This window comes from Halioxenophilus aromaticivorans, from assembly GCF_042850945.1.
Classification (GTDB): domain Bacteria; phylum Pseudomonadota; class Gammaproteobacteria; order Pseudomonadales; family Cellvibrionaceae; genus Halioxenophilus; species Halioxenophilus aromaticivorans.
In genome coordinates this window covers 5421554-5443761 of record NZ_AP031496.1, presented here as the reverse complement: position 1 = coordinate 5443761, position 22208 = coordinate 5421554, and the positions used below count along the sequence as shown (strand labels likewise).

Annotated in this window: 19 protein-coding genes; 4 read left to right on the top strand and 15 right to left on the bottom strand. The window is 52.5% G+C overall.

Translation table 11 applies throughout. The features are described from left to right. Positions 1-92 precede the first annotated feature (92 nt). From ACGHM3_RS23130 to ACGHM3_RS23120, 3 genes are all read right to left on the bottom strand, one after another. A complete protein-coding gene (locus tag ACGHM3_RS23130; protein ID WP_390517711.1) occupies positions 93-479 on the bottom strand; it encodes a VOC family protein in 387 nt (128 codons plus the stop codon). A gap of 192 nt (positions 480-671) precedes the next feature. Then, on the bottom strand, positions 672-1121 hold the full coding sequence (locus tag ACGHM3_RS23125) for a hypothetical protein (RefSeq protein ID WP_345424420.1): 450 nt from the start codon (positions 1119-1121) through the stop codon (positions 672-674). 19 nt (positions 1122-1140) lie between these two features. Then, positions 1141-1515, bottom strand: a complete 375-nt coding sequence (locus ACGHM3_RS23120; protein WP_345424417.1) for a DUF4440 domain-containing protein — start codon at positions 1513-1515, stop codon at positions 1141-1143. 217 nt (positions 1516-1732) lie between these two features. On the opposite strand from ACGHM3_RS23120, the gene ACGHM3_RS23115 reads away from it, so the two are divergent. Next, entirely contained in the window at positions 1733-2716 is a 984-nt protein-coding gene (locus ACGHM3_RS23115; RefSeq protein ID WP_345424415.1) for a transposase, read from the top strand. 225 nt (positions 2717-2941) lie between these two features. On the opposite strand, the gene ACGHM3_RS23110 is transcribed toward ACGHM3_RS23115, so the two are convergent. The 11 genes from ACGHM3_RS23110 to ACGHM3_RS23060 form a co-directional block, all read right to left on the bottom strand. Next, entirely contained in the window at positions 2942-3325 is a 384-nt protein-coding gene (locus tag ACGHM3_RS23110; RefSeq protein ID WP_345424412.1) for an STAS/SEC14 domain-containing protein, read from the bottom strand. Between the two features lie 541 nt (positions 3326-3866). Next, positions 3867-4250 (bottom strand): STAS/SEC14 domain-containing protein, encoded by a 384-nt coding sequence (locus ACGHM3_RS23105; protein ID WP_345424409.1) that lies wholly within the window; start codon positions 4248-4250, stop codon positions 3867-3869. 198 nt (positions 4251-4448) lie between these two features. Then, on the bottom strand, positions 4449-7922 hold the full coding sequence (locus ACGHM3_RS23100; RefSeq protein WP_345424406.1) for a transglutaminase family protein: 3474 nt from the start codon (positions 7920-7922) through the stop codon (positions 4449-4451). Positions 7923-7995: 73 nt separating this feature from the next. After that, positions 7996-8925 (bottom strand): alpha-E domain-containing protein, encoded by a 930-nt coding sequence (locus ACGHM3_RS23095; RefSeq protein ID WP_345424402.1) that lies wholly within the window; start codon positions 8923-8925, stop codon positions 7996-7998. A gap of 1 nt (position 8926) precedes the next feature. Further along, the gene (locus ACGHM3_RS23090; RefSeq protein ID WP_345424399.1) at positions 8927-10381 is read right to left on the bottom strand and encodes a circularly permuted type 2 ATP-grasp protein; all 1455 of its coding nucleotides are present in this window, start codon (positions 10379-10381) and stop codon (positions 8927-8929) included. Positions 10382-10803: 422 nt separating this feature from the next. Continuing rightward, on the bottom strand, positions 10804-11634 hold the full coding sequence (locus tag ACGHM3_RS23085; RefSeq protein WP_345425009.1) for a transporter substrate-binding domain-containing protein: 831 nt from the start codon (positions 11632-11634) through the stop codon (positions 10804-10806). 98 nt (positions 11635-11732) lie between these two features. Continuing rightward, positions 11733-12791 (bottom strand): hypothetical protein, encoded by a 1059-nt coding sequence (locus ACGHM3_RS23080; RefSeq protein ID WP_345424396.1) that lies wholly within the window; start codon positions 12789-12791, stop codon positions 11733-11735. Beyond that, positions 12781-13497, bottom strand: a complete 717-nt coding sequence (locus tag ACGHM3_RS23075; protein WP_345424393.1) for a class I SAM-dependent methyltransferase — start codon at positions 13495-13497, stop codon at positions 12781-12783. The genes ACGHM3_RS23080 and ACGHM3_RS23075 overlap by 11 nt, the downstream gene beginning before the upstream one ends. Then, a complete protein-coding gene (locus tag ACGHM3_RS23070) occupies positions 13470-14852 on the bottom strand; it encodes a glycosyltransferase family 4 protein (RefSeq protein WP_390517710.1) in 1383 nt (460 codons plus the stop codon). Before ACGHM3_RS23070 ends, ACGHM3_RS23075 begins: the two co-directional genes overlap by 28 nt. A gap of 48 nt (positions 14853-14900) precedes the next feature. Then, positions 14901-17060: a TonB-dependent receptor domain-containing protein gene (locus tag ACGHM3_RS23065; RefSeq protein ID WP_345424386.1), complete on the bottom strand. Its 2160-nt coding sequence runs from the start codon at positions 17058-17060 to the stop codon at positions 14901-14903. A gap of 85 nt (positions 17061-17145) precedes the next feature. Continuing rightward, the gene (locus ACGHM3_RS23060; protein WP_345424383.1) at positions 17146-17466 is read right to left on the bottom strand and encodes a hypothetical protein; all 321 of its coding nucleotides are present in this window, start codon (positions 17464-17466) and stop codon (positions 17146-17148) included. A gap of 209 nt (positions 17467-17675) precedes the next feature. Between ACGHM3_RS23060 and ACGHM3_RS23055 the strand changes: the two genes are divergently transcribed. After that, positions 17676-18638: a glutathione S-transferase family protein gene (locus ACGHM3_RS23055; protein WP_345424380.1), complete on the top strand. Its 963-nt coding sequence runs from the start codon at positions 17676-17678 to the stop codon at positions 18636-18638. Positions 18639-18650: 12 nt separating this feature from the next. Then, entirely contained in the window at positions 18651-19484 is an 834-nt protein-coding gene (locus ACGHM3_RS23050; protein WP_345424377.1) for a pirin family protein, read from the top strand. A gap of 26 nt (positions 19485-19510) precedes the next feature. On the opposite strand, the gene ACGHM3_RS23045 is transcribed toward ACGHM3_RS23050, so the two are convergent. Beyond that, complete coding sequence (locus ACGHM3_RS23045) at positions 19511-20461, bottom strand: AraC family transcriptional regulator (RefSeq protein ID WP_345424374.1); 951 nt, start codon at positions 20459-20461, stop codon at positions 19511-19513. Between the two features lie 458 nt (positions 20462-20919). Here ACGHM3_RS23045 and ACGHM3_RS23040 point away from each other — a divergent pair, with 458 nt between their 5' ends. Further along, positions 20920-22152, top strand: a complete 1233-nt coding sequence (locus ACGHM3_RS23040) for an NAD(P)/FAD-dependent oxidoreductase (protein ID WP_345424371.1) — start codon at positions 20920-20922, stop codon at positions 22150-22152. Positions 22153-22208: the final 56 nt, after the last annotated feature.

The window sequence follows — 22208 nt, the reverse complement described above, 5'->3', positions numbered from 1 at the left end:
ACTCTTACCCTCTCTATCAAGACACCCACGTTAGTGCAACGCCAAAAGTATTTTCTTGCTGTGGGTGTCTTATTAATCTTATATTGATGTCGTTATTCTCGGTCTGGTAATTGGCTTTCGTTTTCGTGGCAAACGACTTCTATATTGTGGCCGTCAGGGCCGATAATAAATGCAGCATAGTAGTGGCTGCTGTACTCTGGTCTAATGCCAGGTGCGCCGTTATCTTTACCGCCAGATGCAAGAGCTGCCTGGTAAAATTCATCAACTTGGTGGCGATTTTCCGCTACCAATGCTATGTGGAGAGGAGTGGTTTTTTCTCCGTTCCTGCGTATGCACAAAGAAGACTTACCATCCGTACTCAGTTCAATGCCTAGGGGGCCTTCATCTACAACGACTATGCCGATCGGCTTGAGTGATTTGAGAAAAAACGATTTGCTCTCTTCATAGTCACTTACACCAAATACTATATGGTCGAACATTTTGATTCTCTCTTGCTTTCTTTTTGGGATGCTTTCTTTTTGAGACACCCACGTTAACTTTATATTCAATTGGTTACTCTGGTTGAGTAATCATGCATCCGGAAATTTTAGCGACGCGTTACGTTAAACTGGGCGCCAAAACGCTAACTTATTACGTGCCTATTTGCCTCTTCGCGCGAACGTAGAGCGTGATCAATTTTCGCTTTCAATAAATTCGTTGATTAGCTGCTGGAGTTCAATCATTCGCTGCATAACCTGCTCATTTTCCTTCTCAGAAAGGGATTGATAACCGCGTAAATAGGGCCATCCGTAGCCCCAGCGATACCAAGTGGGAAAGTAAGGTTCGCCTCCTAATCGGACCCCAAGGTGCATGAGCATCGATATTTCGCTTTCACCAAGATCTGCTACGCATTGTTTTAGCGCTTCATCTGCACGAAAGCGATCGTCTTCGGTCCCCCCTTTCCAATAGGCGTAGTCGTGTTGAGTACAGCATCGCATCCATTTAACCTTGTTAGCAGAGTCTCCATTTGGGAACATGCTGCAGCCATCGGTGGTAAACGGCGTTAACTCGGAAGCGCTAGTAATATTGTTGCTTAGTGCGACAGAACAGAGGGCGATGTGTATGGCAGATCTTAATTTCATTCGAATCATTGCTAGAGCTTTACCATTTCTTTGCGGCGGGCGTACCCTGGTGGTAGCGAAGTTGCCACTGGCCATTTTTGTGAGTCCATAAAGAGCAGCGAAGCGCATGGTCTATAAGTTCTCCTTGGGCGTTTATTCGCGCCGTGCGATAGGTCAAAAGCACATTTTCTGAGGTGATCTGCTGTAATTCGAATTCATCGGCAACACTTTTGGGGGCGCTGTCTTGGCCGCCTAAAACATCTACAACAAAGGCGCGTTCATACCTCACGCCAGACCGGCTAACTTCATAAAAATCAGAGTGCAGAAGGTTATCTACCCGAGTCCGCGAGCATTGTAATCCGCCGTGGTGTAGCTCCACTTCCAGAGCTTGTATCTTAGTCAGTAGCATTGTCATGAGTTGTCGTTTATCCCTTTATCTTTATCGAGACACCCACAGTAGTTTAGCTCTTCTGTCAGGACACCCATAGTAGTGCCGCCCAGGGACTAGTGGTAGTTGAATGCCTTGCTAAAAAATTGTCTTTACATCTTGATTGATGATTCTAGAATCTGTATAAATGTTGTGCTGTATATCTATACATATTCTCAAAATATTTTATACACGGATGTTAGTTATGGCAAAAGCGCGTAAGTACCAAATATCATTGAATGTGACTACTTGTTACCACTGCGTTTCTCGTTGCGTGCGTCGAGCCTATCTCTGCGGCGAGGATAGCCATACGGGCAAGTCATACGAGCATCGTCGCAAGTGGGTGGAGGAAAGGCTCTTGCAACTTGCCAGTGTTTTTGCCATCGACATCTACGCCTACGCTGTTATGAGTAATCATTTGCATGTTGTGCTCAATGTAAATACGCAGCAGGCACAAACGATGACCAGCCGCGAAGTCTGCGAGCGGTGGCACCAACTGTACAAAGGCACGCTGTTAACCCAACGATATTTAAACAACGAGTCGCTAACCAAACAAGAGTTAGACGCTGTTGATGAAAAACTTGAGCTGTGGCGTAAACAATTACACGATATTAGTTGGTTTATGAGGGCGCTTAATGAACCAATTGCTCGGCAAGCAAATGCCGAAGACGAATGTACTGGTAGATTTTGGGAAGGACGGTTTACTTCTCAGCCCTTATTGGATGAAAGGGCAATAATCGCATGTATGGCATACGTAGACCTCAACCCAATTCGCGCTAAAATCGCTGATAACCCTGAAAATTCCGATCATACCTCCATTCAAAGCCGTGTTAAGGCGTTTCAAAAGCAGCAGCTGCAGCCTGCAGCTTTGGCCCCTTTCATCGGTTCTTTTTCGGAACCCAACGTAAATCAAGCTGGTATCTACTTCGAGTTATCGGATTATCTGTTGCTAGTAGACTGGACGGGGAGAGCGGTCCGATCCGATAAGCGTGGTTCGCTAGACCAAGATCTATCGCCGATATTAGATCGTCTAGGCATGTCTACTGATCTGTGGTTACAGCTTACGCAAAAGTTTGGAGAAAAAACCGGTGGTTTAACTGGAGCCTACGAAAAAGCCAAGGTTGCTGCGATGGTGCTGGGCTACCAACGAGTGCCGAGAGCTAGCCAAAATAGACATTATTTCTCCTAGAATTAAGGCGTAAAGGATTCGCGAATACCAAGCGCTAGGTTGGCATAGTACCTATTGCTTGAAAATCGCGCTGGCAATTAGCTTTAGCATATAATCTCATAACCCTCCCTTCCCTTAGTCTAGTTAAAGGTAACTATTCGAGTTCTATTTAAGCCAATTGTTTTATATGTGCTCATCTCTATAGTTTGGTCATTATAAATGTGGGTGTCATAATAAAGGGGGCGATTAGTGTTCCATTACCCATCCTAGGGCCTCGGTTTCGTTCTCGAAATATTTTACCTGCCCGCCGACAAACCAAGTTCCAATTTTGGCTGCGACTTGTTGCCATTGTTTGTTGCCGACGATAGCGATGTTTTTAAATTGACTGCCGTGTTTTAGGCCTAATTTAAAATCGTCCCCGGCGGCTCTGGGTTCCCAGCCTTCCAGTTCGGTGCCGTCTATTAATGCGTTGATGGTTGGGTTTTTTACACCGGTTAAGGCCGATTCTATGACGGGTGTCATTGTTTCGTAGTCCTCGTGGGTGAGTTTGCCAACGGCCTTTAAGGTTAGAAAGAAGGTGTTGCTTGTTCGGTTAATGCCGATGGCTAGGCCGTGTTGTTGAATTTTCATGATGTTTACCTCAAATATGCCTGTCTCATTAACTACGACAAACTAACGGAGGCATAAATGCCGTGTGGAGTAAGGCGGATTGGTGTTTAAAACGGTATTTTTTATTCGCTGAAATAGTTGAAAAGCAGACAGGGCGTAACCGGCCTTTTAGCACGAACCAATTTTTGGTGCGCCGTTTTGCGCCAACGGTTTGTTGCACTGACCCTCGCGTCGAAATCTAAGGTGTTTGGGTGTTTAACGTTTCGTAGCCCTCGTGGGTAAGTTTGCCAAGGGCCTTTAGTTTAAGAATGAGGCAGTTGCCCGCCGATTAATACCAAAGGCTAGGCCGTGTTGTTAGATTTACATAATGTTGACTTCGTTTGTTCCTGTCTTATTTGTTACTAATCGGATTTTATCGTAGTCAACTGCTTTATTTGTTGTCATCCCTTGAATTTGGTCAATATAAGCGTGGGTGTCATATTAAGAATTCCACGTCAAGCGTTGGTATCAGTGTGGATGTCACATTAAGAATAAAAGTGGGTGTCAAAATAAGAAGGGTCGATTAGTGCTCCGTTACCCATCCTAAGGCCTCGGTTTCGTCCTCGAAATATTTTACCTGCCCGCCGACAAACCAAGTTCCAACTTTGGCTGCTACTTGTTGCCATTTTTTATTGCCAACTATGGCGATTTTTTTGAATTGGCTGCCATGGTTGATGCCTAGCTTAAAATCGTCCCAGGCGGCTCTGGGTTCCCAGCCTTCCAGTTTAGTGCCGTCAATCAACGCGTTGATGGTCGGTTTTTTTACACCGGCTAAGGCCGATTCTATGACGGGTGTTATTATTTCGTAGTCCTCGTGGGTCAGTTTGCCAACGGCCTTTAGGGTAAGAAAAAAGGTGTCGCCTGTGCGGTTAATGCCAATGGCTAAGCCGTGTTGTTGAAATGCCATAAAATTCACCTGGTTTTTGTTTCACTCATTCACTAAGACAAAACAATTAAGCCACAAGTGCCGTACTGTTTAAGGCGGATTTATGTTTAAAACGGGTATTTTTGTGCGCTGACGTTATATGGATGCGGAGTATGAAAAAACCGGCCTTGCAGTACAGGGCCGGTTTTTGATGCGCCGCTTTATGCTAATGGTTTGGCGCTAGTAACCCATACGACGCAGATCCAAGGTGTGCGGGTATTCGTCGGTGGGTTCTTCCGCCGGCGGTGCCATGGGACGTGGCGGATGGTTGTTGGGGTAGAACTCACGCAGGGCATCGTACTCTGGCCGCGGCGTGAATGGCCCTTGGGTGTGGTTGAAGTCTTCGAAGCGATTGGTGCGGCGAGTTTCCGCCGCCATGGCGTTCACTGGGAAGTCTTCGTAGCTGCGGCCACCCTGGTGGCTTACGTGATAGGTTGCCCCGCCAATGGATAGACCGTTCCAAGTATCGATAATATCGAAGGTCAACGGAGCGTGGATACCAATGGTGGGGTGCAAGGCCGAAGGCGGTGCCCACGCGCGATAGCGTACCCCGGCGACGTATTCGCCGTGGCGGCCGGTGGGGCGCAGGGGAATGCGGCGACCGTTACACGAAACTATGTAGCGACTGTCAGTGAGGCCGCTGACTTTGATCTGCAATCGTTCCACCGAGGAGTCCACGTAACGGGCAGTACCAAAGCTGGCGATTTCTTCACCCAATACGTGCCAAGGCTCGATGGCCCAGCGCAGTTCCATTTCAATATCGTCGATTTGTACGCGGCCATAATGTGGGTAGCGGAATTCTTCGAACGGTGCCAGCCACTCCAATTTAAAGGGGAATCCGTGGCGGTTTAGGTCGTCAACAACGCTGCGCATGTCAGCCCACGCGTAATGCGGCAGCATAAATTTATCGTGCAGCTCAGTGCCCCAACGTACCAGGGGTTTTTTGTAGGGCGCTTTCCAGAAACGGGCAAACAGGCAGCGAATTAACAGCGCTTGCACCAAGGCCATATGTTCGTGGGGCGGCATTTCAAAACCACGGAACTCTAAAATACCCTGGCGACCGCTGGAGGTACCCGGGGCGTAGAGTTTATCGATACAAAACTCGGCGCGATGGGTGTTGCCGGTAATATCCACCAGTAGGTTACGCATTAAGCGGTCCACCAGCCAGGGTTGCATCACGTCGCCGTCGGGCATTTGCTGGAAGGCGATTTCCAGCTCGTAAAGCATTTCATCCCGGCCTTCGTCCACCCGTGGGGCTTGAGAGGTAGGGCCAATAAACATGCCGGAGAACATATAAGACAGCGACGGGTGGTGCTGCCAAAAGGTAACGAAGCTGCGCAAAATATCCGGCCGGCGCAGAATAGGGCTCTCTGCTGGTGAGGCGCCGCCTAGGGTAAGGTGGTTGCCACCGCCGGTGCCAGTGTGGCGGCCATCCACCATAAAGGCATCGGTGCCCAGGCGCGACTGAAACGCTTCTTCGTACAGCGAGCAGGTGTTGTGTACCAGTTCGTCCCAGTTGCGAGAGGGGTGAATATTTACTTCAATTACGCCAGGGTCTGGGGTCACCAGTAATTTTTGCAGGCGGTGATCTTTGGGCGGCTCGTAGCCTTCAATGACCACGGGCATTTTCAGCTCGGCGGCGGTTTTCTCAACGGCGGCAATTAGGGAGACGTAGTGCTCCAGATACTGCATAGGTGGTAAGAATAAATGCAGGCGGCCGTCGCGAGCTTCCACGCACAGTCCGGTGCGCAGTGTGGCCACTAAATAGCGTTCTACTTCTTCTTGCACGCCTTCGTAGTTGTGGGCGCCAAAGCGGTCTTCTAGTGTGGCATCGGCGGCGTTGGTCATCAGCTGGCGTGGGCCGGGGCTCACGGCGCCGTACTCATCGGTATAAATGTAGGGCGCAACAATTTGGTTGGCTTGTTCGGCCGGGCTGGGTTTGGGCTCTGGCGTTTCTACTTTTTCTGGGCGCGGCTCAAAGGGGTCGCGTTCTGGCTCGCGGTATTTGCGTAGAATTTTCTCATCCCAGGCGGGAAGGGAATCCAGTGGCAGGCGGAAGCCCATGGGCGAGTCACCCGGGATTAGCGCCATATGGCCTCTGCGGAATTCCCAGCGGGTACTCATCCAGCTACTGTTGCCGTAGTCCCAGGCCAGGGGCAGGGCAAAACCGGTGGGCGTGTTTAAACCGCGGCGCAATAATTTGGCTAGGCGTTTGCGTTCTAAGCCGTCGGCTAGGTCGTAGTTTAGTGGGTCGATATTGATCGGCAACTGCTCTTCCATGTCCAGGTAGTGCAGTGTGTCTTCAAAGGCGGTTTGGATATAGTGTGTATCCAGCCCCAAGTTTTTGGCTAGGCCGTTGGCAAACTGTTGGGCGTGCTCGTGTGTAAAACCGTAGTTTTTGTTTATCCGGGCTAACAACTCGGTGTTGTGCCACAGAGGCAAGCCATCGGTACGCCAAAACACGCCCAGTGCCCAGCGCGGTATTTCTTCACCGGGGTACCATTTACCCTGGCCGTAATGCAGCAGGCCATTGGGAGCAAATCGGTTGCGCAGGCGCAGCAGCAAATCTTTGGCTAGGCGCAGCTTGTCGTCGCCCAGGGCATCGGTATTCCACTGGGCGGACTCCATGTCGTCCACCGATACAAACGTTGGCTCGCCACCCATGGTGAGTTTTACGCCGGCCTCGGTTAGCTCTTGGTCTACGTAGTCGCCTAGGGCTTTAATCGTATCCCACTCACCCTCCGCGTAGGGTTTGGTTACCCGTGGATCTTCGTGGATTCGGTAAACTTCATTGGCAAAATCGAATTCCACTTCGCATTTGTCGGTAGCACCGGTAACCGGTGCGGCGGATACTGGGTGCGGGGTGCACGCCAGGGGAATATGGCCCTCGCTGGCAAATAAGCCAGAGGTTGGATCCAGGCCAATCCAGCCGGCGCCAGGCAGGTACACTTCACACCAGGCATGAAGGTCGGTGAAGTCCTCTTCCGGGCCCGAGGGGCCATCCAGGGATTTTTTATCAGCGGTGAGTTGTACCAAATAACCGGAGACAAAACGCGCGGCCAGGCCCAGATGGCGAAGAATTTGTACCAGTAACCAGCCGGTGTCTCGGCAAGAACCGCGTTTAATTTTTAGGGTTTCTTGGCAGCTTTGTACGCCGGGCTCCATGCGAATGTTGTACTTGATTTCTTGCTGCAGGCGCGAGTTCAAGGCCACCAAAAAGTCAATGGAGCGCATGGGTTCGCTGGTGTCCACGCCGGCTAGCCACTCTTTAAGCAGTGGGCTGTCTTGCTCTTCTTTTTCTAGGTAGGGCTTAAGCTCTCTACGGAGTTGTTTGTCGTATTTAAACGGAAATTCTTCGGCGTATTCTTCTACAAAGAAGTCAAACGGATTGATGGCCGTCATGTCGGCGATAACTTCAATCTCAAAGCCCAGCTCTTTGGTTTTTTCTGGGAAGATTAAACGCGCTTGGTAGTTGCCGAATGGGTCTTGCTGCCAATTTAAAAAGTGGTCTTTGGGCAGCACTTTTAACGAATAGCCGTGAATTTTTGTACGCGAGTGGGGCGCCGGCCGCAAGCGTAAAATGTGTGGCGACACATTTACTGGGCGGTCGAACTTGTAATGGGTTTTGTGCAGCAGTTTGACGCGAATGGTCATATCTACGCTTCCTTAACGAATGGGGCGGTGGTTTGGGGCAAACACGCTACCGGGCCGTTAGGGCCCGGTGGGTTTAATCGCGGGCAAACCAAGTGTTACAAATGTGATTGTGGGTTTCACCAATCGACAACTGCAGGTCGTTCAAATAATTGCGAAAGTCTGCGCCAAGGTCTTCTTCTTTCTCAATTTCAAACCTGGGCAGTTTCATTTTGGGTGGCTGCTTTTTACCAGAGTCTTGTGCCAGTTTTGTGGCAGCCTGGTTAATTTGGTCACTGCAGAAGGTTACCGAGCGCGGAATGTGGGTGTCGTACAATAAAAATTCGGCTACATCACTGCCGCGCACAATGGATTTGATGGCCCGGCGGTAGCTCATGTAGGCGCCCTGGGAGCGCAGGACATTGCCCCAAATAACCTGGGCGGGGTTGGAGTGGGCAAAGGCTTCGCTGTTTTCCAACACGGCGGCGCCAGCATCTAGGATGCGGGTGGTCATGTCGGCGCGCTCGATAAAGCGGCCCAGCATGATAAATTCCCAGGCTTCGTCGCGCATTAAGGTGCCGGTTAGCAAGCCATTGAGAGATTGACTGCGCTCAATAACCTCGCTTAAAAAATCGTGCCGGCCGTTACGCGCCAGTGCCGTTTTGGCATTTTTGCTGACATAAATATTGAGCTCGTTGATCTGCTCCCAGGCGCTGGGTGGGATCACATCGCGGGAGGTGCGAAAGTTTTCACGTACATAACGAACCGATGCACTTAGGGAGCCCAGGTGTTTTTCATCCTGCAGCAAAAATTTCACGACGTTGCGTTCATTTTGCACTTTGTAGCGCTTGGTGAATTCTTCGGCAGAGCTATTAAGGCTAATCAGATTAAACCAGGATATTTCGACCATGCCGGCGGGCAAATCGTACAGCAAGTTATCGTATACGCTTACCAGGCGGGCGGTGTTTTCAGCGCGCTCTAAATAACGCGCGGCCCAGTACAGGCGTTCAGCAACTCGAGACAGCATCTTATTTGCCCTCCGTGTCTACAATCCAGGTGTCCTTACTGCCGCCGCCTTGGGAGGAGTTTACCACCAAGGACCCTTTGACCATGGCCACGCGGGTGAGCCCGCCGGTGGTGCAGTAAAGGCCTCGGCTTTGCAAGATAAAGGGCCGTAAATCCATATGCCTGGGCTCCAGTACTCCGCCGTCTACCAGGGTGGGGGCGGTGGATAAGCTCAGGGTCGGTTGGGCAATGTAATTGCGCGGGTTCTTTTTAATTAATGTGGCAAAGGTGTCTTGGTCTTTTTTGGTGGAGTGTGGCCCCACCAACATACCGTATCCGCCGGATTCGTTGGCGGGTTTCACCACCAGTTTATCGAGATTTTTCAGTACGTAATCGCGTTGTTCGGCGTCATTGCAAAGGTAGGTTTCTACGTTGGGAATCAACGCGCTCTCGCCCAAATAGTACTCGATAATTTTGGGGACGTAGGCGTAGATGACTTTATCGTCGGCAACGCCGGCACCGGGGGCGTTGGCCAGGGCAACGTTGCCCTTTTTCCAGGCGCGTATTAGGCCGGGTACACCCAGCATGGAATCTTTATTAAACGCCTCTGGGTCGATAAACATGTCGTCGATGCGGCGGTATATCACGTCTACGCGCTCTCGGCCTTTGATGGTGCGCATGTATACGCAGTCATCGGTATCCACCATTAAGTCGCTGCCTTCTACCAGCTCGGCGCCCATTTGTTGTGCCAAAAAAGCGTGCTCAAAGTAGGCTGAGTTGAAAATACCGGGCGTGAGCACGACTATTTCGGGTTGTTTTACTCGGCGCGGTGAAAGTGCGGCTAAGGTATCAAATAGTTGGGATGGGTAATCGTCTACTGGCAGTACGTTTTCCCGGCTGAAGACCTCGGGCAATACGCGCTTGGTAATAGCGCGGTTTTCTAGCATGTAGGATACGCCAGAGGGCACCCGCAGGTTGTCTTCTAAAACGTACATTTGGCCATTCGCATCGCGCACCAAATCGGAGCCGCAAATGTGGGCCCACACGCTAAACGCGGGCTTTACGCCGATACATTCTGGCCGGAAATTTTTCGATTTTTCAATTAAGTAGGCCGGTACTACACCGTCTTTAATGATCTCCTGGCCGTGGTAGAGATCATTGATAAACATGTTTAATGCACGCAAACGCTGCTTTAAACCATTGGCCACCTGTTCCCACTCTTTGGCGGGGATGATGCGAGGGATGATATCGAATGGCCAGGCCCGGTCGATGTTGCCTTCGTCGGTATAAACGGTAAAGCTCACCCCCATATCTTGCACGTTTGAGTCAGCCAGTTGGCGCCGCTGCTGTAATTCTTCAGAGCCCATTTTGGCGAGGTAGTTGGCTAAGCGTTTGGCAGGTTTGCGGGGGTTTTTACGCTCATTGATCAGCTCGTCGTAGAGCCCTTCGTTCGGGTAGTCTTGCCAGCGGATACTCATAAAGAGCAAAGCTCCTGTTGTTAATAAATCACTCTGATGGTGACCTGTGATTCCTTGTAAGCCCCGTTGTTTTTTAGGGTGGTGCTTCTCTGGTACTGATTTTGGGCTGGTGATGCGTTTTGGTGCATTTTTTTATTCAATGCGCCCAATCGTTTTGACAATTTCGGCCGCCGCCGCAGTTTAACAAGCTTACTTTAATAGAAACAATCATTTATAGGTGTGCCCTCGGTTTTTACCTTTACTTGCATAGGTTAGTCAGGATTTATCGGTGGCGCGCATAGTTGCGCGCACGCTCCGTGTTTGGCAGCACTTAATGTGCCACTAAACGCTATTTTTATTTTTGCGTACTCGGAAAATGGAAAGGCTAGGTGGCCATATGGGGATCTGGGGGGAAATAAGTGGATGATGTTTAGTGGCTAGATTTATTCGATATGGCGTGGCGTGTAAGTGGTATCCGGCAGCATCCAAGCATTGCCCTGCCAAGTTTGAAAAATACGTTGGTATTGGCCGTCGGCAATTAGTTGGCTTAGGCCTTGGTTGAAATCTTCCACCGCTTGGGAGTTGTCGCGGGCCTTAGAAAACATCATATGTTGAGCAATGGCAGTAATGTCTAACAAAGGCACTATATCTTCGCCCATTTGGTTATTTTGGCGGTGATAGAGGTAGTCGGAGTGCTCTTGAATAAAACCGTCTAAGCGATCGCGTTTAATCATCCGATAGTTGCCATCCATCTGGGTTTGTTCGGTAATTTGGGCTTTGTACTGCGTTTGTTGCAAAAGGCTCATTGTGTTTGCACCGTAATCGGTACCGCGAAATACACCCAGCCGAAAACCTTGCTCTAGTAGCTGGGCCAAGCTTTGTTCGGCAAATCGTGTTTGGTCTTTGGCCCTTACATACAGCACATATTGCTCTTGGTAGTAGGGTTTGGAGAATAGGGCATATTGGCTACGCTCGCGGGTAAAGCTGGCCGAGGGGATAATGTCCAGGCTGCCGGTGAGTAAGCCACGAAGGCCCCGTGTCCAGGGTACGTCGACAAATTCGATGGTGTAGCCGGCGGGCTCCAGGGCGGCGGTGATGATTTCGGCATTGATACCTGAAACTCTGCCATCGCGGCGCTTTATAAAGAAGGGCGGCCAATGGCTGTAGCCCATTTTAAGGGTTTTGTGTGGTGGGTTCGGTGGGGCTTGCTCGGCTGATGACGAAGTTAACGTGGCAGCCGGGTCAGTTTGTGCCGAGCCAGCGGCGCTGAGCACCAGCAACAGTAACCCTATAAATAGCCTATAAACCCGGCGAGATAAGCCCAGGGTAGGTTGCGAAACTCGGTAACATCCCATTCTTCGTGCGATGGTGTTTACTCTGGCCGGTGGTTAATAAATAAATCTGCCGCCGGGGTGATGCGATACAGGCTGTCGGCGGCGAGCACAACCGCGGCAGCGGTCCAGGTAGTTTTTTCTTCTGGCCATAGGGCTTCGTCGCTGTGCACGTAGCCGGTCCAAAAGCCGCCGTCGGATTCGTCTTGGTACTGCAATAATTGGCCCAACAGCTCTGTTGCTTTATCTTGCATTCCTACGCTGGCCAGGGCCAGGCATAACTCGGCGGACTCGGCCACGGTTACCCAGGGATGATCGTTAACGCACAGGCAGCCAAGGTTGGGCACCACAAATTCCTGCCAGCGCTGAAGCAAGCTCTGTTGCCCGGGGGAGCCGGCATGCACACCGGATAAATACGGGTAAAACCAATCCATGGCATAGCGTTGTTTGGAAGCCCAAGAGCGGTCGAAGCGCTCTGGTTTTTGCCTAAGAGCATGGCCCAGTTTTTTATAGGCGCATTGCCAGTTGGGCCGCCGAATGCGCAGTGCATCGCACAGGTTTAGCGCACACCCCAGACTTTTATAGATGGCACTGCAGGCGGTGATGAGTGAATCATCCAGCAATTGATTGTTGCCATCTTTGCCCCACAAAATGTCGCCGTGCTCGGTTTGCAGGGCCAACACAAAATGCGCCGCCCGTTCAAGGCACGGCCACAGTTGCCGCCCAGGTGAGAGGTCCTTGGTGGCAAGATAAAAATGCCACAGGCCGGTGGCCAGATAAATGCCGTGGTGGGCTTGTTTGAGTTCGGCATCGGGCAAATCATGATAGCTGTCTGCCCGCTGACCGTATTCGCTGTACCAACTGCCGTCGTCGTTTTGTTGCTCGGCCAACCAGTGGTAGGCGCGTTTGGCCTGCTCATGGAAACCCGCCACGGTTAAGCCCATGGCGGCTTCAACGTGGTCCCAGGGGTCGGCAATTTGGCCTCTAAACCAGGGTATGCAGCCGTTTTCCAATTGCTGACTAGCAATATAATCGGCCCCAGCCAGTACTCGGCCCAGTAGGCTTTTATTGCGTGTGCTGGGTGAGTGATTAACGCTCAAAATACAGCACCACGCTTTTGCCCATGATGGGATTTAATAGTGTCTCCAGGCCTCGGGTAAGCCAGGGCGATTGGGTTAGATCCCACACCAGAAAACGGTGGTACGCCTGCACAATGGGGTGCTGGGGCTCTTCCCACAATAAACACTTTAACCACCAATAAGGGCTGTGCAGGGCGTGGGCCCAATGCTGGCCCGTAAAACTTGCGCCCAGGTTTTGGATTTCTTTACCAAGCTTGTGAGCGTTAAAAATGCGTATGTGGCCGCCAGGTTGGTTGTGGTATTGCTCGCTAAAGCTCCAGCACAAACGCTCTGGCCATTGCCTGGGAACGCTGACCACCAGCTGCCCGCCGGGCTTTAAAACCCGCATGATTTCTTCTAATACTTCGGGGTAGGGTTCGATGTGTTCCAACACCTCTGAACACACCACTACATCAAAACAGCCGTCGGCAAAGGGCAATTGGGTGCCGTCGGCGACACTAAAATGCGGCGTGGGGGTGAGTGGCAAACCCGCTTGTTGGCAAAACCCATTGTGCTCTGGCACCTTGGCAACGGCGGTGCGCACGTCGCTGAGGTTGAGGTCCACACCCACCACGGTGGCTGCCTCACGCAGGGGAACGCCCAGGCAATGACGGCCTTCGCCGCAGCCAAGGTCTAACAGCTTGCAGTCTTCTGGCAGTGTTAAGCGCTGGTAGTCGACGGTGTGCATGGCTGTGCGACTTCGGTTGGGTTGAGGATGCGATGATAAAACTCGGTGAGTGCAGTGGCGGTGTTAGACCAACACAATTGGGTGGCCACACGGGCGCGGCCTTGGGCCGCTAATTGGGCGGCTAGGGCAGGGTTTGTAAGCACTCGGCCAATGGCTTCGGCCAGGGCTTTGCTGTCTCCGGCGGGTACCACAATGCCGGCGTCCCCCACCACTTCGGGCAGCGCGCCACCATCGCTGGTAACCACCGCAGTACCGCAGGCCATGGCCTCGGCGGCGGGCAGGCCAAAGCCTTCGTACAGCGATGGTGTTACCGCCACGGTGGCGCGGTTGTATTCGGCCACTAATTCTTGGTTGCTTAGGCTTTGCTTGAAGATAATGTGCGGGCCCAGGTTGTGTTGCTTAATGATTTGCTCGCATTCACTCTCGGCCTTCAAAGCACCAATAATGGTCAATGAAACACCGGGTATGCTCGCGCGCAATTGGGTCAGTGCCTGCAATAAAAAGCGCTGGCCTTTTAACGGTTGGTCAGATGATGCCGTGGTGACCAGGTGCAAAGGCTGTTTGTTGGCTTCGGCCAGGGGGCGAAATAAATCGGTGTTCACTCCGTTGGCAATAACGTGCAGTTTTTCTGGCGCGATGGCAAAGGCTTGGGCGATATCCTGCCGGGTAAATTCCGATACCGTGGTGAGGTGATTCAGCTGTTGCGCCACTTTAATTTGCATGCCCACAAACCGGTACCAGCGCCGAGTGAGTTTTTTTAACAGTTCTGTAGGTTGGGCTGCTTCTGCCAGGGCGCGGTCACGGGTGATGGGGTGATGAATGGTGGCCACGGTGGGAATGCCCATTTTCTGTAGGGTGAGCAAGCCGTAGCCCAAGCATTGGTTGTCGTGCACTATGTCGTACCGTTGGCGATGTTTGGCCAAATACCGAGCGGCCCTGCGGCTAAACGTGTAGGGCTCGGCAAAGCCGCCGGTCATTTTAGAGCCGAATTCGTATAGGTCAGTGACGCTCAAAAAGTGCTTTAAACGCAGCTCTTTGTGGGGTTTTTCACTGGCATACAAATCCAAACTAGGCAGTTTGATCAACCCAACCTGAGGGCTCAGTTCTGGGTAAGGTGGCCCACTGATAACGTCGACGCTGTGGCCCAAATCCACCAGTGCCTGGCTTAAAAATTTGAGATAAATGCCTTGGCCACCCACGTGGGGATGGCTGCGATAGCCCAACAGGGCAATGCGAAGCGGGGGCTGCTTGGGGTAAAGGGGTTCTGGGGCGTTCATGGGTGGGCCATAGTCATAAGCCCGGCCATTGTAGCCCCACAGGGCAGGCCTGCCAATTGCGGTTTTGGCTGCCAGCATTGGCAGAAACGCTCGCCCCAAGCACACTTGGGGCGACTGTGTGCGGGTTTAAAAGCTCCAGCTAAGGCCGATTTCAGCACCTCGGCCCGGCGCCGGTGCCACGTTTTTGATAAACGAAGTATGGTCGCGGATGTCTTCGTCGAGCAGATTTTTACCGCGTGCGTACAGCATCAATCCGGAATGATCTGGGTTGAAGTGGTAGTCCAAGTAGGCGTTTACCAAGCTGTAGCCATCGGTTTCTGTCTCGCCTTCGGCGGTGTGGGTTTGTTTCATCACTTCCATATTGCTCAGCTGTGCAGACCACTGTTCGGCCACCCAGGCTAGGGCAATACCGACTCTGGCCGGGGCTAGGCGCGGTACGTTGTCGCCGTCATCCAGGGTGGCTTTCACCCAGTCGCCGCTGAGCACCAAATCCAAGTGGCTGTCGCCCACCCGCCATAGGTGGTGGGTATATTGGCCTTCAACGCCGTAAAATTTTGCATCTTGTTGTTGGTAGGCAACCATCTCTTCATCGTCGGTAAAGGCGGCGTAGATGTAATCGCTGACTTGGTTGTAATAAAGATTAATTTCGGCCAGCCAAGTGCCTTCAAACTTGCGCCATCCCAGTTCTAAATTTTGACTGGTTTCTGCGTCTAGATCCGGGTTGCCGAGCTCGATGCGGCCGGTGGCGATATGTTCTATAAGGTTGTCTTCTGCGTAGTTTTGGCAGCTGCTACCATCCACGTTAGAGAAAAGTTCCTCTTCGCTGGGCGCGCGCTGGGAGTAGGTGTAACCAATCCAGCCGTTGCTGTTGCCGGCCAACGGGCGCAGTGCCGAGGCCGAGCCAGAGAAGGTGGTGTGATCTTGATCGCAGCCGCTGCTGAGTTCGGTTTGGTTGGCTTCGAGGCGCGCGCCAAACTCGTAGGTCCAGTCGCCGGCGGAGACGCTCTCTACCGCAAAAATCGCTGCGCTGTTGATGTCGGTGGGGGCAATGTAGGCCTCTTCCCCTGCGCCGCCAAACTCTCGGCTTTGCACTTGCAAGCCGATAACGCCGGTCAAACCTGCGATGCGGTTGTGGTTGAGGGTAAAGCGAGAGTCAAAACCTTCGTTGCTGTACACCGTGCCATGGTGCTCTTCTTCCTCGTGATCGGCATCAGCCTCTTCTTCTTCGTGGTGTTCGCCCAGTTCGAGTTCTTCGTGCTCGTAGTCGGTGTAGGCGATACTGGCTTCCAGGCTGCTGAAGAAACCGTTTAAATCAACGCCGCTTTTGAACTCATAGCGGGTTTGTTCCATATCGATGCGAACATCAACGGATTCTTCTTCGTGCTCTTCCTCAGCGGCACCATCGATGAGGTCTTCCTCGTGCTCTTCGTGGTCGTGTGTGCCGGGGGGCAGGCCGTAATCTTTGCGCGTGTGATTAACCGCAAAACCGGCGTACCAGCCATCGCCAACGTAGCTGCTACCCAAGGTGATGCCATCGCCTTCGCCCTGGCTGTTGCCAATGTAGCCGTCGGTGCTGGTGTGCTCTTCTTCCTCGTGATCATCGCCATCTTCGTCGTGGAGTTCTTCTTCCAGCATGGCTTCGCTAGGTATGGTGACTTTGTTGTGCCTAAAGGTGTAGCCGTTTAAGTGCCACTGAAAAGGGCCGGTGCTGGTTTCGAGTAATGCGCTGGTGGTGTTTTGATCGTTGTTGGTGTTGTGCTCTTGGTTGATTACCAAGGAGATGTCATCCAGTTGGGCATCTGGGATGCGGTTATCCAATACGTTGACCACACCACCGGAAGCACCATTGCCATACAGTAGGGTGGCGGGACCACGGATGACTTCAATACGCTCGGCGCCTAGCGGCGACACCGCGTTGGCGTGGTCCGGGCTAACCGTGGAAGCATCCAATACGCTCAAGCTGCCAGACAACACCTTAACCCGGTTGCCACTTTGGCCGCGGATGATAGGGCGGCCAACGCCGGCGCCAAAACTGGTGGATTGCACACCGGGCATGGCAGCTAGAGTGTCGCCCAGGTTAGTGGCACGTTGCTCTGCCAATTGCTCTGCGCTGAGAACGCTGACGGGCAGTGCGGTTTCTGCCAGTGTTTTATCGGTATGGCCGGTTACGACCACCTCTTCCATGGGGTGGTGAGGGTTGTTAGCAGTGGCGGCGAGTGAGGCATTGGCGAAGGTCAACGCAAGGCCCAGGCTAGATGTGTTGACCAAAAAGCGATGTAAAGTCATTAGTTTGTCCACAAAACAAAATACAAATTACCCCTAGCGGTGTTGCTGGGGCGGAGTCAGACAGCGGTAGTTTGCGGGCTAATTATTAGCCCAGTTTTGTGGAGTGAGGTGGGGCGCGTATGGCCCTGAAGGCGTTGCGACGAGGACTAAACGCCGGTGTTTGATATTGGTTTAGCCAATGGGCGACTTGCGGCTCTGGCAGGCACAGACCCACCGAGGTAGATAGCGCGGCAGCAGGAGTGTGTAAGCTATCGCACAGGCCGGATTCATCGCCGCCATGGGCATGCTCTGCCAGGTGGTGGCTATCGGCAATTTGGGCACACAGCAACAGCGCCAGCAAGGCAAACAGCGTGCTGCTCTTTGCCAGGCGATCTCTCAATAGCGCTGTGAGGGTGTGTGCGTTCACGTATTTTGGACAGAAATTCAACAGGTTCGAAAGACTATTCTGGCAAAACTTACTTCGTGAGGGAAGCCGTAGGCGGTAAAACGGTTGAATTTTCGGTGCCGGCGTTGTGCCTCAAATTTCCTGAACAACTCCCTAAAAACCCTGCGCTATGGTGCTTTTGGCGGTAACGCTAGCATAGCTGCATAAATTGATAGTAGAGGCTTCAGATTATGGGTTTGCTGGTTGAAGGTCAGTGGCAGGATAAATGGTACGACACCGAGAGCTCCGGCGGGCGTTTTCGTCGCGAGAGCTCTAAATTTCGCAATTGGGTCACTGCCAGTGGCGAGCCCGGCCCCAACGGCGATAGTGGCTTCAAGGCGGAATCTGGCCGATACCATCTGTACGTGGCTCTGGCCTGCCCATGGGCAAACCGCACTTTGATATTCCGCAGCATTAAATCCCTGGCCGATGTGATCGATGTGTCCATCGTGCACCCGCATATGCTGGAGAACGGATGGAGTTTTGATACCTGGGGCCCGGCCAAGGGCGATCAACTGTTTGGCAGCCAGTATCTGCACGAGGTGTACACCCGGGCCGATGCACAGTACACCGGCCGGGTAACCGTACCGGTGCTGTGGGATAAACAGCGCGAGACCATTGTCAGTAATGAGAGTGCCGACATTATCCGCATGTTTAACGGCGAATTTAACGCTATCACGGGCAACACCGACGATTACTATCCGCCCGCCCTGCGTACCGAGATCGATGAAATTAACGACTTGGTGTACCACAACGTCAACAACGGTGTCTACAAAGCTGGTTTCGCCACGACCCAGGAAGCTTACGAGCAGGCCTTTGAAGCGCTGTTCACTACCTTGGATCAGCTGGAATCACGCTTAGGCGCCCACGAGTACTTGGTAGGAAATCAGATCACCGAGGCCGATTGGCGATTGTTTACCACCTTAGTGCGATTTGATGCGGTATACGTGGGCCACTTTAAATGCAATTTAAAGCGTATTGCCGACTACCCGGCATTATCACGCTACCTTGAACAACTGTATTTCGTGCCCGGCGTGGCCGAAACCGTGCATTTGGAGCACATCAAACAGCATTACTACTACAGCCACAAAAATATCAACCCCACCCAGGTGGTTCCGAAAGGGCCTAGATTGCCCTTTGAGGTATGGAAATAAGAAGGAGGCCCCATGGCCAAAGTAACTCGGCTGATTAACGCTCAGCACACGCGCGATGGCGATGGTGTGTTGATACAGCGCAGTATCGGCTCGCATCAACTTAGCGAGCACGACCCCTTTCTATTACTGGACGAAATACGCAGTGATGACAGCGCCGATTACATCGGTGGTTTTCCGCCCCATCCGCACCGCGGCTTTGAGACGGTCACTTATATGCTGGATGGGCGCATGCGCCACCGCGACAGCCAGGGCAACAACGGCGTGATTGAACCTGGTGGTGTGCAATGGATGACTGCGGGGAAAGGCATACTTCACTCCGAGATGCCTGAGCAAACCGAGGGCCGGTTGTGGGGATTTCAGTTGTGGATCAACCTTGCCGCTGCCGAAAAAATGCGTGAACCACGCTACCAAGAACTCACCGCCGACCAAATTCCTGAACTTAGCCCGAGTAACGGCGTGCTGGTACGGTTGATTGCCGGGTCTCTTAATGGCGTTAAAGGGCCAGTCACCGGAATTTCTTCGCATCCGATGCTAGCCGACGTGCAGATGGAAGAGGATGCTCACGCCCGTATAGATATCCCCAAGGGTTACAACTCGGTGTTGTACGTCTATCAGGGCAGCCTAATGGTCCGAGATGTCGTCGTCGCCAGCCAGCAACTGGCAGTGTTATCCGATGGCGGCGGCGTTACCGTGGAGGCCAGCACCGAAGGAGCTAGGGCACTGTTGATCTCCGCCCATCCAATGAACGAGCCAGTGGCCCGTTACGGCCCATTTGTGATGAATACCCGGGCTGAAATTCAGCAGGCCGTTAACGACTTAAACAGTGGCGCTTTCGGACGCATGTAACGTCCGATTAGCTTTGCCGATTTGATTTAACTGCCGGCGCGGTAGTGTCGCCGGTAATCTCTCGGCGGTATTCCTAACTGTTGCTTAAACACACGCCGCAGGGTTCTGTCGTTACCAAAGCCCGTTTGGGCGGCAATCTGCTCCACGGAATCACTGCTGTTACGAAGGTGGTCGCAGGCAATTTGTATTCGCCAGCGACTTAAATATTCCACCGGCCCCATCCCCACAATCCGTTTAAATCGCGCGGCAAAGGCCGAGCGCGACAGCTTTGCTTGTTGGGCGAGGTTGGTTAATGTCCATGGCTGCTGCGGTGTGTTGTGGATCGCCAATAGCGCGGGGTGGATATGGCGGTCTTGCAGACCCTTCAACCATCCGCTGGCGGCAGAATTTGTGGTCAGCATCACCTCTCGCAGCAAGCTCAACACCACCAGTTCGCTAAGCTGGCCGGCCACGGCTTGGTAGCCGGGTTGATGGTCGTCCATCAGGTGGTTTATGGCGCTGGTAAAAAAGGGCGCGGCGGGTGCTTGGCCCTGTGGTAAGACGATGATTTCTGGCAGCGACGACAGCAGCTGAACGCTGCTGGAGTATTGAAAGGTAAACGCCAAGCCCAACAGCTCGCAGGCTTCGCCACCGCCACCCCATTGCAACTGCTGAGCGCTGCTTGGTTGGCGGTTAGCGCCCAGGCCTGTGTAGCTGTCGCCCTGCCAGGGCAGCTCGTGAATGGCCGTGCAACGAGTGCCAAGTTCAGATCGCAATTGCCCTTTGCTACCTCGCAAGGTCAGCAAGGTATCGCCTGCGTGTAGCCAAATTGGCCTAGAATCTTCGCCTTGCCAACACAGCGATCCGCTAATAATGCGCAAACAAAAACCAGGCTCAAACCGCGACACATCGACACCCCAAGGCGCAGATAACCGCCAGCGCGAAATACTGGTGGACTCAATTCTTAAACTGGACAGCACTTGGCTAAGTAAATCCAAACCAACCTTACCTTTATCCTATCAAGACACCCACGTTATCAAGACACCCACGTTATCAAGACACCCACGTTATCAAGACACCCACGTTATCAAGACACCCACGTTATCAAGACACCCACGTTATCAAGACACCCACGTTATCAAGACACCCACGTTATCAAGACACCCACGTTATCAAGACACCCACGTTATCAAGACACCCACGTTATCAAGACACCCACGTTATCAAGACACCCACGTTATCAAGACACCCACGTTATCAAGACACCCACGTTATCAAGACACCCACATCATCAAGAAACCCAGGCCCAAGAACTTCTATAGCCGTTGGGCATATCCAAAGCCATCTCCCTATAAGACTAAATGACCGAAATTATGGATTAATTAGCGTATTTAATCCAAATAAGGCAATTTAGATTGTTGCCTCGACCTTAGCCAATAATAAAGAGGTGGTTTGAATGACTGCGAGTGAAAATTGGCGGCCCGGTAGGCGCGTGGCCATCGTCGGTGCGGGGCCTAGTGGTGTGTCTGCTGGCTTGGCGTTGCTTAAGCGCGGTTTTGATGTGCGCATTTACGAGCGCAACCCTGCGCCCAAGCCTCTGGGTGGTGTTGTACTGTTGAGCGTACCGGTACTGGCGGTGCTGCGCGATTACGGCATCGACATTAACGATTTTGGCTCCTTTACCGTGACGGAATTCCGCAATCACAAGGGCAAACTGCGGGCTCGACTGCCGTTTAATTCGTTGATTGAGCAGTCTTTTGGCATCAAAGGATGGTACTACGGCATGTTGCGCTCCAACGCCTTTGCCAAAATGATGGCGTTACTGCCAGTAGGCACGTTGATTTCTAATCGAGATTTTGAGCGCTACGAGGATACTGGCAGCGACGTAACACTGCACTTTAAAGGCGGCGGCGGAGACCAGACGGATATCCTTATAGGCGCCGACGGCGTGCGATCTAAAGTGTCTGTCCAAGCCTTTGGTGAGCCCGATCTGTTCCACGTCGGCCTTCGGGTTTGGTTGGCTTGGTGCGATGCTGAAAAAGTACCGGATTTGCCCCGCAATATGGGCAATATAACCCATTCCCGGCACATTCAAGCCAGCTATTTTCCCATGTTACACGATGGCAAGCCCGGGTTTGAATGGTGGATTGTGGAGCCGGTGGCGGAGCACACGCCGGAGCCGATCTGCGTAAAGTCGCATGTCCAAGGATTGCTGGCCAACTGGGCTCAGCCTCTACCTCGTTTCCCTGAGGTTACCGATTTTGATCGGCAGATTTTCTGCTGGGATATCTACAATCGGCCCTCGCTGAGTACCTGGTCATCCGGCCGCGTCGTCTGCCTGGGGGATGCGGTGCATCCGGTATCGCCCTACGCCGCCTATGGCATGGGCATGGCAATCGAGGATGGTTACTTCTTGGGGCGAGCGCTGGCGGGGGTGGATTTGACCGATAGCAACGCGGTGCAACAGGGCTTTGCTGGCTTTGAGCAAGACCGAGTCGCCTACGTAAACCACCACGTAGAGTTTGCGCGCAAATTAGGCAATGTTTTCCACCAGATGCCGGCGCCCTTAGCGGTGGTGCGCGATTGGGTGTTTGACCGCACCCCGCTGTTGTCCAAAATGATCAGTAAAGACTATTTGGCCGACCAAGAGGCCATGAGTTTATCGCTCAAAGAGCTGCATGTGCGTTAATCCCGGTACCTAGCTGAGTGCCGGCCGCGGTTTTGAGCCCTGGGGCTGGCATGAAA

Bases quoted from the DNA above. Each gene is read 5' to 3' on its own strand.
- ACGHM3_RS23130 (WP_390517711.1), bottom strand. From the start codon at position 479: ATGTTCGACCATATAGTATTTGGTGTAAGTGACTATGAAGAGAGCAAA.
- ACGHM3_RS23125 (WP_345424420.1), bottom strand. From the start codon at position 1,121: ATGAAATTAAGATCTGCCATACACATCGCCCTCTGTTCTGTCGCACTA.
- ACGHM3_RS23120 (WP_345424417.1), bottom strand. From the start codon at position 1,515: ATGACAATGCTACTGACTAAGATACAAGCTCTGGAAGTGGAGCTACAC.
- ACGHM3_RS23115 (WP_345424415.1), top strand. From the start codon at position 1,733: ATGGCAAAAGCGCGTAAGTACCAAATATCATTGAATGTGACTACTTGT.
- ACGHM3_RS23110 (WP_345424412.1), bottom strand. From the start codon at position 3,325: ATGAAAATTCAACAACACGGCCTAGCCATCGGCATTAACCGAACAAGC.
- ACGHM3_RS23105 (WP_345424409.1), bottom strand. From the start codon at position 4,250: ATGGCATTTCAACAACACGGCTTAGCCATTGGCATTAACCGCACAGGC.
- ACGHM3_RS23100 (WP_345424406.1), bottom strand. From the start codon at position 7,922: ATGACCATTCGCGTCAAACTGCTGCACAAAACCCATTACAAGTTCGAC.
- ACGHM3_RS23095 (WP_345424402.1), bottom strand. From the start codon at position 8,925: ATGCTGTCTCGAGTTGCTGAACGCCTGTACTGGGCCGCGCGTTATTTA.
- ACGHM3_RS23090 (WP_345424399.1), bottom strand. From the start codon at position 10,381: ATGAGTATCCGCTGGCAAGACTACCCGAACGAAGGGCTCTACGACGAG.
- ACGHM3_RS23075 (WP_345424393.1), bottom strand. From the start codon at position 13,497: ATGCACACCGTCGACTACCAGCGCTTAACACTGCCAGAAGACTGCAAG.
- ACGHM3_RS23070 (WP_390517710.1), bottom strand. From the start codon at position 14,852: ATGCTGGCAGCCAAAACCGCAATTGGCAGGCCTGCCCTGTGGGGCTAC.
- ACGHM3_RS23065 (WP_345424386.1), bottom strand. From the start codon at position 17,060: ATGACTTTACATCGCTTTTTGGTCAACACATCTAGCCTGGGCCTTGCG.
- ACGHM3_RS23055 (WP_345424380.1), top strand. From the start codon at position 17,676: ATGGGTTTGCTGGTTGAAGGTCAGTGGCAGGATAAATGGTACGACACC.
- ACGHM3_RS23050 (WP_345424377.1), top strand. From the start codon at position 18,651: ATGGCCAAAGTAACTCGGCTGATTAACGCTCAGCACACGCGCGATGGC.
- ACGHM3_RS23040 (WP_345424371.1), top strand. From the start codon at position 20,920: ATGACTGCGAGTGAAAATTGGCGGCCCGGTAGGCGCGTGGCCATCGTC.